Raw genomic sequence first — 14,526 nt, forward strand, 5'->3', positions numbered from 1 at the left:
ATACGGCCTCGGTCTGCACGTCAAGGTCGCGAAGGACTGGCAGCGGGATCCGAAGCAGTTGCGCAAGCTGGGGTTCTAGGGGCGCTGCGTGGGGCGGCTTCCTGTGAGCGGATCGAGGCCCTGCTGGGGACGCCGGCCGCGCGGCGGTAGCCGCACGTCGATACGGCCTCGGTCTGCACGTCAAGGTCGCGAAGGACTGGCAGCGGGATCCGAAGCAGTTGCGCAAGCTGGGGTTCTGAGCTGAGTCGGCCGTCTTCAGTCCACCCCCTTGATCCGCCCCACCAGCACCGCCCCGGCCGCCGCGGTCAACGCCGCCACCAGGTACAGCACCCGGTAGCCGCCGAGGTGGGTCACGATCGGGGCGGCCAGGGCGGGGGCGGCGACCTGGGGGAGGGCGTTGGCCACGTTGATGACGCCGAGGTCCTTGCCGCGGTCGGACGCCTTCGGCAGGACGTCCGTCATCAGCGCGAAGTCGACCGACATGAACACCCCGAGGCCCACGCCCAGCAGCGCCGCCACGACGATCGCGCTCGGCCAGGTCTGCCACGCCGCCAGCAGGGCGGTGGCCGCCGCCATCAGCGCCCCCGACCAGCGCACGAACGGCTTGCGCAGACCCACGCGGTCCGACCAGACGCCGCCCACCACGACCGTGGCCAGCAGCGTCACGCTGTTCACCGCGGTCAGGATCAGCACGTCCGCCTCGGGGTCGTCGTGGTGCAGACGGTCCCGCAGGTAGTAGAGCAGGTAGAGGATCACGAGGGCGTTGCTGAGATTGATCAGGAAGCGGGTCAGCCAGGCCCAGCCGAAGTCCGGGTAGCGACGCGGACTCAGCCAGAAGCCCCGGAAGAAGGCCCTGGCGGACCACGCCGGCCGGTCCACGACCCCCAGCCTGAGATCCCCGTGCCGCAGTACGTACGGCAGGACACCCGCCAGCGTGAACACCGCGCACGCCGCATACCCGGCCGCGATCCCGCCCACCGCCGTCGCAAGCCCCGTACCGGCGACCGCCCCGAGGATCTGCGCCGCACCCAACCAGCCGCCCACCGAGCCCCGTTGGAGCCGCGGCACCCGGTCCGGCACCGCCGCCGTCACCGCCGCGAACGCCGCGTTCAGGGTCAGCTGGACCAGGCACCAGCCGGCCATCATCGTCCACAGCCCACCCGCACCGGCGAGCAGCGCCAGCGACAGCGCGCCGCCCGCGGCCCCGGCCACGATCCACGGTCTGCGGCGCCCCCAGCGGGCCGTCGTCCGGTCCGACAGGGCGCCGAAGAGCGGGTTCGCCACCAGCGAGACGGCCGCGCCGACCCCGGTCACCCAGGCCAGCAGCGTCTCCTTCGACATCCCGGTGCCGGGCGCGAAGTCCTCCGCCTGCTCCGGCAGCAGGATCTGCAGCGGGCCGTACCAGCCCGCCCAGATCGCCCAGTTGGCCAGCGACAGCGCCGTCGCCCAGCCCCGGCCGACCCGTTCCGTGGGCTCGGCCAGGGCGGTGACCGTCATCCCTGTGCCCGCAGCACGTCCCGGTACCAGCGGTAGGACGCCTTCGGGGTGCGCTCCAGGGTGTCGTAGTCCACATGCACCAGACCGAACCGGCGCGCGTACCCCTCCGCCCACTCGAAGTTGTCCAGCAGCGACCAGACGAAGTAGCCCCGGACGTCGACCCCGGCCTCCGTCGCCCGGTGCAGGGCGCGGATGTGTCCGTCCAGGTAGGCGATCCGGTCCCGGTCGTCGAGGCCGTCGTACGAGCAGCCGTTCTCGGTGATGACGACGGGCGGGAGGCGGTCGCCGTAGCGCTCGTGGAAGGCGGTGAGGAGTTCGGTGAGCGCCTCGGGGACCACCGGCCAGCCGAAGTCGGTCACCGGGACCCCTTCGACCTCCCGGACGGAGAAGGGGAGTTCCGCGGGCATGGTGACACCGCCGAACTCGATCTCCGCGCCCTGCGGGGCGCCCACCTTCGTCGGGGCGTAGTAGTTGATGCCGTACCAGTCGACCGGCTCGCCGATGACCTTCAAATCCGCCTCGACGTCGCCCGGCATCAACTCGCCGATTCCCGCCGGGTATTCACCGAGCAGGACCGGGTCCGCGAACAGCCGGTTGAGCAGGACGTCGTAGAAGTCCGCCGCCTCCACGTCGGCGGGCTCCTTCGACGCCGCCCAGGTCGGCCCGTGCGAGTTGGCGATCCCGACGTCCGTGACCCCGGCCGCGCGCAGCGCCCGTACGGCCAGACCGTGGGCGAGGAGCTGGTGGTGGGCGACCGGGAGCGCGTCGAACAGGAGCTGCCGGCCCGGCGCGTGGGTGCCGAGGGCGTGGCCCAGCAGGGTGTGCTCGGCGGGCTCGTTGAGGGTGATCCACTTGTGCACGCGGTCCCCGAGCCGCTCGGCCACCATCGACACGTACTCGGCGAACCGGGCCGCGGTGTCCCGCTCCAGCCAGTCCAGACCGGCCGGCAGGTCCCAGTGGAAGAGGGTGGGCACCGGGCGGACGCCCGCCGCGCACAGCTCGTCCACCAGACGGTCGTAGAAGTCCAGGCCGCCGGGGGAGTTGACCCGCGGCCACGAGACCGAGAAACGGTACGCGCCCACCCCGAGGCCCGCGAGCAGGGCCACGTCCTCGCGGTAGCGATGGTAGTGGTCGCAGGCCACCGCCGCCGTCGAGCCGTCCTTCACCCGGCCCGGCACCTGTGTGAAGGCGTCCCACACGGACGGCTCACGCAGCTCGGCCGCGCCCTCGATCTGATGGGCGGAGGTCGACACGCCCCACAGGAAGCCCGCCGGGAACCGAGGTATCGGGTGCTCTTGAGTCGCCATGCGCCGGATCATCCGTACCGCCGGTAAGGGAAGTCAACGGCCCGGCGTGAACAAGCGGTTACGCGCCTTCCTTCAGCACCTTGGTGATCAGCCTGCGCTGTTCCTCGGTCAGTCGTGGATCGGAGCAGTACACGGTTTTCCCGTCCACCGTGATCTGGTAGCTGAACCCGTCGGGCACCCCGACAGGTGGCGTGCCCCGGCCCGCGGCGACCGCCTTCTCGGCCAGGGCATGCCACTCGGGTGCGTCGGGCCGCCCCGAGGTGTCCACCTCGGCATGCCGCTCGATGCCCGCGAATCCGCCCGTGCGCCTCACCTGAATACGCATGGGACCTGTCTAGTACGGAATCAGAGGGTGCGCACCCCGACCTGCTCCCATGCCTTCTGCACCGCCTGGAGCTCCTCGCTGCCGTCGCCGTACCGTGCCTTCGCGGCGGCGACGGTCAGCGTGGCGAAGTCGGCGAACAGGGCCTGGGCCTTCAGCTCGCCGCCGGTGAGCACGTCGTACCAGATCTGCCCGGCGCGCTCCCAGGCGTGGCCGCCGAGGGCGGTGGCCGCGAGGTAGAACGCGTGGTTGGGGATGCCGGAGTTGATGTGCACGCCGCCGTTGTCGCGGCCCGTGCGGACGAAGCCGTCCATCGTCGCGGGCTGCGGGTCCTTGCCGAGGACGTCGTCGTCGTACGCGGTACCCGGCTCCTTCATGGAGCGCAGCGCCTTGCCCGTCACCCGCGGGGCGAGCAGCCCGGCGCCGATCAGCCAGTCGGCCTCGGCGGCGGTCTGGCCGAGGGTGTACTGCTTGATGAGCGCGCCGAAGACGTCCGACATCGACTCGTTCAGGGCGCCGGGCTGGCCGAAGTAGGTGAGGTTGGCGGTGTACTGGGTGACGCCGTGGGCGAGTTCATGGCCGATGACGTCGATCGGGATGGTGAAGTCGAGGAAGATCTCGCCGTCCCCGTCGCCGAACACCATCTGCTCGCCGTTCCAGAAGGCGTTGTTGTAGTCCTTCTCGTAGTGCACGGTCGCGTCCAGCGGCAGTCCGTTGCCGTCGATGGAGTTGCGCTCGTAGGCCTTCAGGAGCAGCTCGAAGGTGGCGCCGAGGCCCGCGTAGGCGCGGTTGACGGTGGCGTCCTTGCCGGGCTCCTCGCCCTCCCCGCGAACCTTCTTGCCGGGCAGGTCGGTGCCGTTCCGGGCGTCGTAGATCGTGCGGAGCGGCTTGTCGGGCTCGGCGTCGGCGGGCGGGGCGACGGCGGGCGCGCCGAGCACGGTGGTCAGCCGGCGGTGGGTGCGCTCGTAGGCGTCGCGCTGGAGGGTCCGGCGGGCGGGTCCGGCGAGCGCGGGGTCCTCGGCCTGGGCCAGCTTGTCGAGGACATGCGGTGGTACGACGGTGCAGAAGACGGGCTCATGGCCCCCGTAAGTCGTCATGCCCGGCACCATTGCACTGTGTTATGCCGCTGTCACTACCCGCAACCATGATTGGTGAAATGTGCCGACAAGACGCCCGCGGTGCGGCGGCGAAGTGGTATGGCGCACTTTTTGTCCCCTTCGTCCGCGCGGTCCCGCATACTGATACGCACCGCCGCATCGCGGGCGGCTCGGCTAGCATGCTGCGCATCATGTTTTTCGGGCTGCTCCTCCTTAGCTGCCGCGGCGAGGGCCTGTAGTCGAGGCCGACCCCCTCCCCGCGGTGCTTGGCGTTGCGTCGTCGGCCGTCCTTCCGGACACCTTGAGGAGCCCGCCCATCATGGCCAACCGCCAGCAGCCCACTTCCATGCCGATCCACAAGTACGGCCGCTACGACCAGGTCGACATCCCGGACCGCACCTGGCCGGACCAGCGCATCACCACCGCCCCCCGCTGGCTCTCCACCGACCTGCGCGACGGCAACCAGGCCCTGATCGACCCGATGTCGCCCGAGCGCAAGCGCCGGATGTTCGACCAGCTGGTCAAGATGGGCTACAAGGAGATCGAGGTCGGTTTCCCGGCCTCGGGCCAGACGGACTTCGATTTCGTACGCTCCGTCATCGAGGAGCCTGGCGCGATCCCCGACGACGTCACCATCTCCGTACTGACCCAGGCCCGTGAGGACCTGATCGAGCGCACGGTGGAGTCCCTGAAGGGCGCCAGGCGGGCCACCGTCCACCTGTACAACGCCACCGCGCCGGTCTTCCGCCGGGTGGTCTTCCGCGGCTCCAAGGACGACATCAAGCAGATCGCCGTCGACGGCACGCGGCTGGTCATGGAGTACGCCGAGAAACTGCTGGACCCCGAGACGGAGTTCGGCTACCAGTACAGCCCCGAGATCTTCACCGACACCGAGCTGGACTTCGCGCTGGAGGTCTGCGAGGCGGTCATGGACGTCTGGCAGCCCGGTCCGGGCCGCGAGATCATCCTCAACCTGCCCGCCACCGTGGAGCGTTCGACCCCCTCGACCCACGCCGACCGCTTCGAGTGGATGGGCCGCAACCTGTCCCGCCGCGAGCACGTCTGCCTGTCCATCCACCCCCACAACGACCGCGGTACGGCCGTCGCAGCCGCCGAGCTGGCGCTGATGGCCGGCGCCGACCGCGTCGAGGGCTGTCTGTTCGGACAGGGCGAGCGCACCGGCAACGTCGACCTGGTCACCCTGGGCATGAACCTGTTCTCACAGGGCGTCGACCCGCAGATCGACTTCTCCGACATCGACGAGATCCGTCGTACGTGGGAGTACTGCAACCAGATGGAGGTCCACCCGCGCCACCCGTACGTGGGCGACCTGGTCTACACGTCCTTCTCCGGCTCCCACCAGGACGCCATCAAGAAGGGCTTCGACGCGATGGAGGCCGACGCGGCGGCCCGCGGGGTCACCGTCGACGACATCGAGTGGGCGGTGCCCTACCTGCCGATCGACCCGAAGGACGTCGGCCGCTCCTACGAGGCGGTCATCCGGGTCAACTCGCAGTCCGGCAAGGGCGGTATCGCGTACGTCCTGAAGAACGACCACAAGCTGGACCTGCCGCGCCGGATGCAGATCGAGTTCTCCAAGCTCATCCAGGCCAAGACGGACGCCGAGGGCGGCGAGGTCACCGGCGCCGCCATCTGGACGGTCTTCCAGGACGAGTACCTGCCCAACCCCGAGAACCCCTGGGGTCGCATTCAGCTGAAGAACGGCCAGTCCACCACCGACAAGGACGGCGTGGACACGCTGACCGTGGAGGCGGAGGTCGACGGCTCCGAGGTGACGCTGGCCGGCACCGGCAACGGTCCGATCTCCGCGTTCTTCCACGCGCTGCAGGGCATCGGCGTCGACGCCCGGCTGCTGGACTACCAGGAGCACACGATGAGCGAGGGTGCCTCCGCGCAGGCCGCCTCCTACATCGAGTGCGCGATCGACGGCAAGGTTCTGTGGGGAATCGGCATCGATGCGAACACGACACGTGCGTCGCTGAAGGCGGTCATCTCCGCCGTCAACCGGGCGGCTCGCTGACCGGCCTGACCGGCGGTTCAGGACCCCGTTCGCCGTTTTGCCGGCGGCGGGGTCCCGTCGGTTACCGGCCAATCCCTGTGCAGGTCACGGAAAGGTCTCGTCCTGGGTGCTGACTAGGCCAGCGGGATGTGGCTAACATCACGCAAGCGCGGCGATGTTGCCGCGGGGTCACGCGGAGGTGCGACGTGCTGCCAGGACGGGGACGAAACGGCCGTGCCGCCAGGCCTGCCCGCATCCTGGGCACCCGCACCGCGTGGACGCCCGTCGGGGACGGGGAGTTCTTCTGCCCCGGCTGCGGGGGCGACCGCAACTACCAGCGGCTGACCGGCCGCCGCCGCTTCACACTGCTGGGCGTCCCGGTGCTGCCGCGCGGTGAGACCGGTCCGGTGGTGGAGTGCGCGGCCTGCCGCCGCCACTTCGGCACCGACGTGCTGGACCACCCCACCACCACCCGCTTCTCCGCGATGCTCCGCGACGCCGTCCACACCGTCGCCCTCGCCGTCCTCGCCGCGGGCGGCTCCTGCGCCCGTACGGCTTTGGAGACGGCCGCGTGCGCGGTCCGCGCGGCCGGCTTCGACGACTGCACCGAGGAACAGCTCGACGCCCTCGTCGAGGCCCTGGCCGCCGATACCGGCCGCGTCCTCGGCGAATCCTGCGGAGCGGGCCTGGCCATAGAGCTCCACGAGGCCCTGGACCCCCTGGCCCCGCACCTGGCCCCCGCGGGCCGCGAATCGATCCTCCTCCAGGGAGCCCGCATCGCCCTCGCGGACGGCCCCTACACCCCCGCCGAACGGGAAGTCCTGAGCACGGTGGGCGCGGCGCTGACGATCTGCGGCGACGACGTGACACGCCTGCTGGCGGCGGCGCGTACGCCCTCGTAGTACTCCCCGGGGAGTAACCGCGGCCTTCCGCCGCCCGCCGGAGTACCCCCCAACTCGCCCTCCCGCCCGACGAACCCGTCCCTTCGTGCCGGGAGTCTGGAGACCACCCAGACACCGGACCGGAGGGAGGCCCGCCAGATGGGGGCCGTAAGGACATCCGTACGACGACGGCGGGGCATTCCCTGGCTTGTGCTCGGGCTGTGGATCGTCGTGCTGGCGATCGCCTCGCCGTTCGCCTCGAAGCTCGCCGATGTGCAGCGGGACCGGGCCGTCGACTATCTGCCGGCCAGCGCCGACTCGACCCAGGTCGCCAAGATCCAGGACCGGTTGCCCGGCGGCGAGACCACGCAGATGGTCGTCGTCTATCACCGGGACGGCGGGCTGACCGCGGCCGACAGGGCCACGGCCGAGGAGCAGATCGCCGAGATCGCCGGGGCGTATCGGCTGACCGGTGAGCCCGCCGGGGTTCCGTCCGAGGACGGCACCACGCTCATGTACCCCGTGGCGAGCAACGAGCCCGGCACCGACGAGAAGGCCCGGGACGAGCTCGTCAACGACGTACGGGGCGTCGCCCAGGGCGGCGACGGGCTGAGCGTCGAGGTCGGCGGCGAGGGGGCGCTGGCCACCGATGCCGCCGAGGTCTACAACTCGCTCGACGGGCCGCTGCTGTACACCACCGTCGCTGTCGTGGCGCTGCTGCTGATCATCATCTACCGCAGCCCGTTCCTGTGGCTGGTGCCGCTCATCGTCGCCGGCGTCGCCAACTACCTGTCGATGGGCGTCGCCTACGGGCTCAACCAGTGGTTCGGCACCTCCGTGTCCGGCCAGAGCTCCGCCATCATGACGATCCTCGTCTTCGGCGCGGGCACCGACTACGCACTGCTGCTCGTCGCCCGGTACCGCGAGGAACTGCGCCGTATCGAGCGGCCGTACGACGCCATGGTCGCCGCGCTCAGGGGCTGCGGGCCCGCCGTGCTCGCCTCCTCCGGGACCGTCGCCGCGGGGCTGCTGTGTCTGCTCGCCGCCGATCTCAACTCCAGCCGTGCCATGGGGCCGTTCGGCACCGTCGGTGTGCTGTGCGCGCTCCTCGCCATGCTGACCCTGCTGCCCGTGGTGCTGGTGCTGCTCGGGCGGCGCGTGTTCTGGCCGCTGATCCCGTGCTACGGCAGCACCCGGAAGGCCCGCCGGTCGCTGTTCGCCGCGATGGGCAGCTCCGCCGGCCGCCGGCCGCGGACCGTTCTCGTGGGCGGTGCCCTCCTCCTCGGCGCGCTCGCGCTCGGCACGCTCAACCTGCCCGGCGCCATCAAGCAGGAGGACTCCTTCACCACCAAGCCCGACGCGGTCGTCGCCATGCAGACCCTCAACCAGGCCTATCCCGAGCGCTCCACCCAGCCCGTCACCGTCATCACCCCGGCCGACCGCGCCGAGACCACTCTGGCCGACATCCGCGGCACACAGGGCGTCGACAGCGCGGAGCAGGGACGCAGCGGCGGCGGCTGGGCCGAGATCTCCGTCGTCGCGAAGGACGCTCCCCAGTCCGCCGGGGAGAGCGCGGTCATCGAGGATCTGCGCGACCGGCTCGACGGCTCCTATGTCGGCGGACCCAGCGCCGAGCAGATCGACCTCAAGGACACCAACGCCCGCGACCGGCTGATCGTCGTACCGCTGGTGCTGCTGTCCGTGCTGCTCATCCTCGTGGCCCTGCTGCGCTCGCTGGTCGCCCCGCTGGTCCTGGTGGCGGCCGTGGTCGCCGTCTGGGGCGCCGCCCTCGGCATCGGCGGGCTCGTCTTCGGGCCGCTGTTCGGGTTCGAGGGCATCGATCCGGGGCTCGGACTGCTCTCCTTCGTGTTCCTGGTCGCCCTCGGCGTCGACTACGGCATCTTCCTGATGCACCGGATGCGCGAGGAATCCCTCAACGGCGCCGAACCCGTCACCGCCGCGCTCACCGCGCTGCGCACCACGGGAGGGGTCATCGCCTCCGCGGGGCTCGTCCTCGCGGCCACCTTCGCGGTGCTCACCAACATGCCGATGGTGCAGCTCGTCGAGCTCGGCTTCGTCATCGCGGTCGGCGTGCTCCTCGACACCTTCCTGGTCCGCACCTACCTGGTGACCAGCGCGAGCGTCGCGCTGCGCCGCAAGGTGTGGTGGCCGGGCGCCCTGTCCAAGGTGCCCGACAGCCCCGTACCACCGAAGGAACCGGAGCGGGTCACCGCAGCCGCCCACTGACCGACAAGGCGCCCCGCCGCTTTGATGGCTCGGTCGCCTACGGGCGCTCCAGCCGGTGTCGAGACGGCGATCGTGCTCAGCCCTTCGGGCCTCCGCGCGTTCGCCCTCTCGACACCGGCGCGCCCTTCGGCTCCCTCGCTGTCTCCCGGAGGGGCGCCTTCCCAGCGGAAGATGACCCCGTGCAGCAGCCGACCACTCCAGCGGCCCGCCCCCGGATCGGGGAGCGGATCATGGCCGCGATCAACCGTGACCCGACGACCGCCCCGCACGGCACCCGCAACGACACACTGCTCGCGGTGGCGGCGGCCGCCCTGGCCGTGTGCCTGGCGCTGGTCAGCGACGACACCCGCCGGCCCGACGCCCTCGGCTGGACGCTCCTGATCGCCGCGCATGTGCCACTGGTGTGGCGGCGGCGCGCGCCGCTGCTGGTGTTCGCGGCGGAGGTGGCGCTCGTCCTGCCCTACCACGCCCTCGACAACAACCACAGCGCGCCCGTCCCCGCCTCGTTCATCGCGCTGTACACGGTCACCGTCACCCAACGCCCCTTCCGCACCCTGGTGGTGACCGCGGCGGGCCTCGGCCTCTCCCTGACCGCGATGTTCACCTTCGGCGGGGACAAGCAGGCCGCCGACCTGCTGCGTATCTACGGCTGGGTCCTCGCCGTCATCTTCGTCGGCATCGACGTCCGCTACTACCGCCAGTACGTCGCCGCCATCGTCGAACGCGCCGAACGCGCCGAACGCACCCGCGAGGAGGAGGCCCGCCGCCGGGTCGCCGAGGAACGCCTGCGCATCGCCCGCGATCTGCACGATCTGCTCGCCCACAGCATCACCCTCATCGGCGTGCAGACCTCCGTCGCCGCCCATGTGCTGGCCGCCGACCCCGAACGCCTGGACCGGCAGACCCTCGCCAAGGCCCTCGACGACATCGCCGGGACCTGCCGCTCCGCGCGCGGCGAACTGCGCACCACCCTGGAGGTGCTGCGCGAGCCCGGCCCGGACGCGCGCGGCCCGCTGCCCGGCCTCGACGGGCTGCCCGACCTGGTGGAGGCCGCCCGGCTCGCGGGCGCCAAGGTCCAGCAGACCGTGGCGATACGACAGGCGCCGCCCGCCGTCGGCGCCGCCGCCTACCGCATCGTCCAGGAGGCGCTCACCAACGCCGTACGGCACGCGGGCCCCGAACCGGCCGTCGTCGTCGACCTGTACGAGAAGGACGGCGCCCTGCACCTCGCCGTCACCGACGACGGCACCGGACCGACCCCCGGGAAGGCGCCGGGCTTCGGGCTCGTCGGAATGCGCGAGCGCGCCCGCAGTGTGGGCGGCACACTCGACGCCGGGCCGTGCGAACGGGGCGGTTTCCAGGTGACCGCCGTACTTCCACTGGGAGGAGCCACGTGACCATCCGCGTCCTGCTCGCCGACGACCAGACCCTCGTCCGGGCCGCGTTCGCCATGCTCGTCGAGTCCGCGCCCGACATGGAGGTCGTGGGACAGGCCGCGACCGGCCGCGAGGCACTGCAACTGGCCCGCACCGAACGGGCCGACCTGGTGGTGATGGACATCCGCATGCCCGACCTCGACGGCATCGAGGCGACCCGGCTGATCGCCGCCGACGAGGACCTGGCCGGGGTGCGCGTGCTGGCGCTGACGACGTACGACACCGACGAGCACATCGTGGAGGCGCTGCGGGCCGGGGCCTCCGGCTTCCTGGTCAAGGACACCCGTCCGGCCGAACTCCTCGACGCGATCCGCACGGTCGCCGCCGGAGAGGCGCTGCTGTCACCGGGCCCCACGGCACGGCTGATCGCGCGATTTCTGCGCAGCCCCTCGACCCCGGCCGTGGGCGGTCCCGAGTGCCTCTCCGAGCGGGAGCGCGGGGTGCTCACGCTGGTCGCGCGCGGGCTCAACAACACCGAGATAGCGGACGCGTTGGGGCTCAGCCCGCTCACGGCGAAGACCCACGTCAGCCGCATCATGGGCAAGCTGGGGGCGCGCGATCGTGCGCAGCTGGTGATCGTGGCCTACGAGTCGGGTCTGGTGACTCCGGGAACCATGTGACGGACAGGTCAATGTCTGACACCCCGTCAAGGGAGCTCGATGACCCTCCTGAGCCGCACACTCCTCGTCACCGCAGTACTCCTCACCCCGCTCGCCGCGACCGGCCGGGCCTCGGCGGTCGCCGAATGCACGTCCTCCGTCCCGTATGTCTCGGGGCAGGGCGGCTACGACACCTACCGCATCCCGGCGACGGTCACCACCCGCCAAGGCACGCTGCTGGCCTTCGCCGAGGGCCGGCACGACGGCGCCGGTGACACCGGGAACATCGACGTCGTCCTCAGACGCTCCGCCGACGGCGGCTGCACCTGGGGCCCGCTGACCGTGGTGGCCGCCGGGAACGGCGACACCCGGGGCAATCCGGCGCCGGTGGTGGATCCGCGTACGGGCGCGATCGTGCTGGTCACCTCCTACAACAGCGGGGCCGTCACCGAGGGGCAGATCATGCGGGGCGAGGTGACACCGGAGCAGGGGCGCCGGGTCTTCGTCCAGAAGAGCTGGGACGACGGCCTGCGCTTCAGCCCGCCGCGGGAGATCACCGACCAGGTGAAGCGGCCGGACTGGCGCTGGTACGCCACCGGGCCCGGGCACGCCGTCGCGCTCCGGTACGGCGCCCACGCGGGCCGGATCGTGGTCCCGTCGAACCACTCCGCGGCCCCGCCGCCCGGCTCCGCCGACTCCGGCCAGGAGCCCAAGTACTACGGCGGCCACGCCATCTACAGCGACGACGGCGGCACCACCTGGCGCACGGGTTTCGTGGACGACAAGTACGACGGCCGGCACAACGCCAACGAGACCACGGCCGCGGAACTCCCCGACGGCAGGCTCTACTTCAACGCCCGTGACCAGTACGGCTCCAGCATCGGCCACCGCCTCGACAGCTGGTCGGGCGACGGCGCCCAGACCCTGTTCCGGCCGTACGCCGTCCAGCCCACCCTGAACGAAGTGCCGGTCGTGCAGGCGAGCGTTCTCCAGCTCCCCGGATTCGGCGCGCCCCTGCTGTTCTCGGGCCCGTCCGTGCCCACCTCCCGGCAGGCCATGGCGGTCTGGCGCAGCACCAACGGCGGGGTGAGCTTCACCAAGGTGCTGACGCTGTCTCAGCGGCGGGCCGCCTACTCCGACCTGGTGCGGGTCGATCCGCGCACGGTCGGGGTCCTGTACGAGACGGGAGTGAGCGGGCCGTACGAGTCGATCGAGTTCCGCCGGATCCCGGTGGACGCGCTCTAAAGCAGCCCGGCCGTCGCCAGGAACTTCTCGACGCGCCCCACCTCGCCCTCGGAGAGCGGCACCTGGGGTTCCGCGGTCGCCGGACAGTCGATGATCCCGCGCAGATGCAGGGCGGCCTTGAAGGCGCCCAGCGCCGAGGAACTGCCGCCCATCCGGGTGGGGTCCCCGACCCGGACCAAGCCGAACAGGGCGCACAGCCGCTCCTGTTCGGCCCGGGCCCGGTGCGGGTCGCCGCTGCGGCACAGGCGGTCCAGGCGGACGTAGCCGTGCGGGTCGACGTTGGCGAGACCGGGCACCGCGCCGTCCGCGCCCAGCGCCAGTGCCGCGTCGACGACCAGCTCGGAGCCGGTCAGCACAGGGAAGTCGGTGATGTCGGGGTGGGCGCGGGCGCCGGTGACGACCTCGCGGAAGGCGGCGAGATCGCCGCTGGAGTCCTTGAGCCCGGCCAGCACGCCCTCGGCGGCCAGTTCCAGGACCAGATCGACGGGGAGCTTGGTGTGCACGGCGGCCGGAAGGTCGTAGGCCAGGACGGGGACCGGGCTCTCGGCGGCGATCAGCCGGTAGTGGCGGGCGATCTCGGCGGGGTGGGTGGCCGCGTAGAACGGGGCCGTCGCCACCACCGCGTCCGCCCCGGCCGCCACCACCTTGCCCACGTGGTCCAGCACCCGGGGCGTCGTCATGTCGATCACCCCGGCCAGCACCGGAAGACGGCCGCCCACGTGCAGGGCCACCGTCTCCACCACAAGCCGCCGCTGCCGGTCCGTCAGATACGCGGCCTCCGAGGTCGAGCCGAGCACGAAGAGGCCGTGCACCCCGCCGTCCATCAGGTGGTCGACCAGCTTGAGCAGCGAGTGGACGTCGACCTCGCGTTCCGGGGTCAGGGGTGTGCACACGGGCGGGATGACACCGGTGAGCGTGTTCATGATGGCTCCCTTGCGGACTGTGCCAGGTCGCGGGTCGACCGGTCCTCCTCGACAGGATGGTGGCAGCGGTAGCGGTGCCCCGGTGTGGACGCGTCGGAGAACTCCGGCATCTCCTGTGCGCACCGTTCCGTCGCCTTCCAGCACCGGGTCCGGAAGGGGCAGCCGCTCGGCGGCCGGGTGGCCGAGGGGACCGGCCCGACCAGCGGGATCGGCTCGACCGGGTCCAGCAGCCCGGGCGTGGCGGAGAACAGGGAGCGGGTGTACGGGTGACAGGAGCGGTCCGTCACCCGGGCGGCCGGGGCCTCCTCCACGATCCGGCCCAGGTACATGGTGATCACGCGGTCGCTCATCCGCCGTACCGTCTGGATGTCGTGCGAGACGAAGACCAGGGCGAGGCCCAGGCGCTCCTTGAGGTCCAGCAGGAGGTTGAGGATCTGGGCACGGACGGAGACGTCCAGGGCGCTGGTCGGTTCGTCCGCCACCACCAGATCGGGGTCGAGGGCCAGGGCGCGGGCGATGGCGACGCGCTGGCGCTGGCCGCCGGAGAGCTGCCCGGGCAGGGCGTCGGCGAGGGCCCGGGGCAGGCCCACGAGGGACATCAACTCCCTTACGTGCTTGTCACGTTCGCGTCTCGTGCCCTGTTCGTGGACGTCCATCGGGTCCCGCAGGATCCGCCGGACCGTCAGACGCCGGTTCAGCGCCGTGGCGGGATCCTGGAAGATCATTCCGGTGCTGCGGCCCACCGTCGCGCGCCGCTCGGCCTGCGGCATGGTCCACAGGTCGCGGCCCCGGAAGGTCACCGTGCCGGAGGTCGGCCGCTCCACCCCCACCAGCACCTTCGCCAGCGTCGACTTCCCGCACCCCGACTCGCCCACCACGCCGACCGTCTCCCCGGGGGCCACGGCGAGGTCGGTGCCGGTCAGGGCGTAGACCCGGTCGCGGGTGAACAGGC

General features: G+C 71.5%; 12 protein-coding genes. 6 read left to right on the top strand and 6 right to left on the bottom strand.

Going from position 1 to position 14,526, the window contains the following annotated elements:
- Positions 1-255 precede the first annotated feature (255 nt).
- The 4 genes from RMT89_RS38360 to RMT89_RS38375 are packed head-to-tail and all read right to left on the bottom strand — an operon-like array spanning position 256 to position 4,223.
- A complete protein-coding gene (locus RMT89_RS38360) occupies positions 256-1,497 on the bottom strand; it encodes an MFS transporter (RefSeq protein WP_315888394.1) in 1,242 nt (413 codons plus the stop codon).
- Positions 1,494-2,816, bottom strand: a complete 1,323-nt coding sequence (locus RMT89_RS38365) for a GH1 family beta-glucosidase (RefSeq protein WP_399498745.1) — start codon at positions 2,814-2,816, stop codon at positions 1,494-1,496. Before RMT89_RS38365 ends, RMT89_RS38360 begins: the two co-directional genes overlap by 4 nt.
- Before the next feature lie 46 nt (positions 2,817-2,862).
- The gene (locus RMT89_RS38370) at positions 2,863-3,129 is read right to left on the bottom strand and encodes a protealysin inhibitor emfourin (protein ID WP_315888396.1); all 267 of its coding nucleotides are present in this window, start codon (positions 3,127-3,129) and stop codon (positions 2,863-2,865) included.
- A gap of 20 nt (positions 3,130-3,149) precedes the next feature.
- Positions 3,150-4,223: a M4 family metallopeptidase gene (locus RMT89_RS38375; protein ID WP_315888397.1), complete on the bottom strand. Its 1,074-nt coding sequence runs from the start codon at positions 4,221-4,223 to the stop codon at positions 3,150-3,152.
- Between the two features lie 319 nt (positions 4,224-4,542).
- On the opposite strand from RMT89_RS38375, the gene leuA reads away from it, so the two are divergent.
- From leuA to RMT89_RS38405, 6 genes are all read left to right on the top strand, one after another.
- Positions 4,543-6,264, top strand: a complete 1,722-nt coding sequence (gene leuA / locus RMT89_RS38380) for a 2-isopropylmalate synthase (protein WP_315888398.1) — start codon at positions 4,543-4,545, stop codon at positions 6,262-6,264.
- A 185-nt stretch (positions 6,265-6,449) separates the two neighbouring features.
- Entirely contained in the window at positions 6,450-7,145 is a 696-nt protein-coding gene (locus RMT89_RS38385; protein ID WP_315888399.1) for a TerB family tellurite resistance protein, read from the top strand.
- A 138-nt stretch (positions 7,146-7,283) separates the two neighbouring features.
- On the top strand, positions 7,284-9,371 hold the full coding sequence (locus tag RMT89_RS38390) for an MMPL family transporter (protein ID WP_315888400.1): 2,088 nt from the start codon (positions 7,284-7,286) through the stop codon (positions 9,369-9,371).
- Positions 9,372-9,601: 230 nt separating this feature from the next.
- Entirely contained in the window at positions 9,602-10,768 is a 1,167-nt protein-coding gene (locus RMT89_RS38395; protein WP_315888405.1) for a sensor histidine kinase, read from the top strand.
- Entirely contained in the window at positions 10,765-11,427 is a 663-nt protein-coding gene (locus RMT89_RS38400) for a response regulator transcription factor (protein WP_315888401.1), read from the top strand. Before RMT89_RS38395 ends, RMT89_RS38400 begins: the two co-directional genes overlap by 4 nt.
- Positions 11,428-11,466: 39 nt before the next feature.
- Positions 11,467-12,651: a sialidase family protein gene (locus RMT89_RS38405; RefSeq protein WP_315888402.1), complete on the top strand. Its 1,185-nt coding sequence runs from the start codon at positions 11,467-11,469 to the stop codon at positions 12,649-12,651.
- Here RMT89_RS38405 and RMT89_RS38410 read toward each other — a convergent pair.
- Together RMT89_RS38410 and RMT89_RS38415 are read right to left on the bottom strand one after the other, a co-directional pair.
- Positions 12,648-13,574 carry a dihydrodipicolinate synthase family protein gene (locus RMT89_RS38410; protein ID WP_315888403.1) on the bottom strand — a complete coding sequence of 309 codons (927 nt, stop codon included), beginning with the start codon at positions 13,572-13,574 and terminating at the stop codon, positions 12,648-12,650. The two genes, RMT89_RS38405 and RMT89_RS38410, sit on opposite strands and share 4 nt — an antisense overlap.
- Positions 13,571-14,524 (bottom strand): ABC transporter ATP-binding protein, encoded by a 954-nt coding sequence (locus RMT89_RS38415; RefSeq protein WP_315888404.1) that lies wholly within the window; start codon positions 14,522-14,524, stop codon positions 13,571-13,573. The genes RMT89_RS38410 and RMT89_RS38415 overlap by 4 nt, the downstream gene beginning before the upstream one ends.
- Positions 14,525-14,526: the final 2 nt, after the last annotated feature.

This window comes from Streptomyces sp. P17 (assembly GCF_032436805.1).
In the GTDB taxonomy this organism is placed as follows: domain Bacteria; phylum Actinomycetota; class Actinomycetes; order Streptomycetales; family Streptomycetaceae; genus Streptomyces.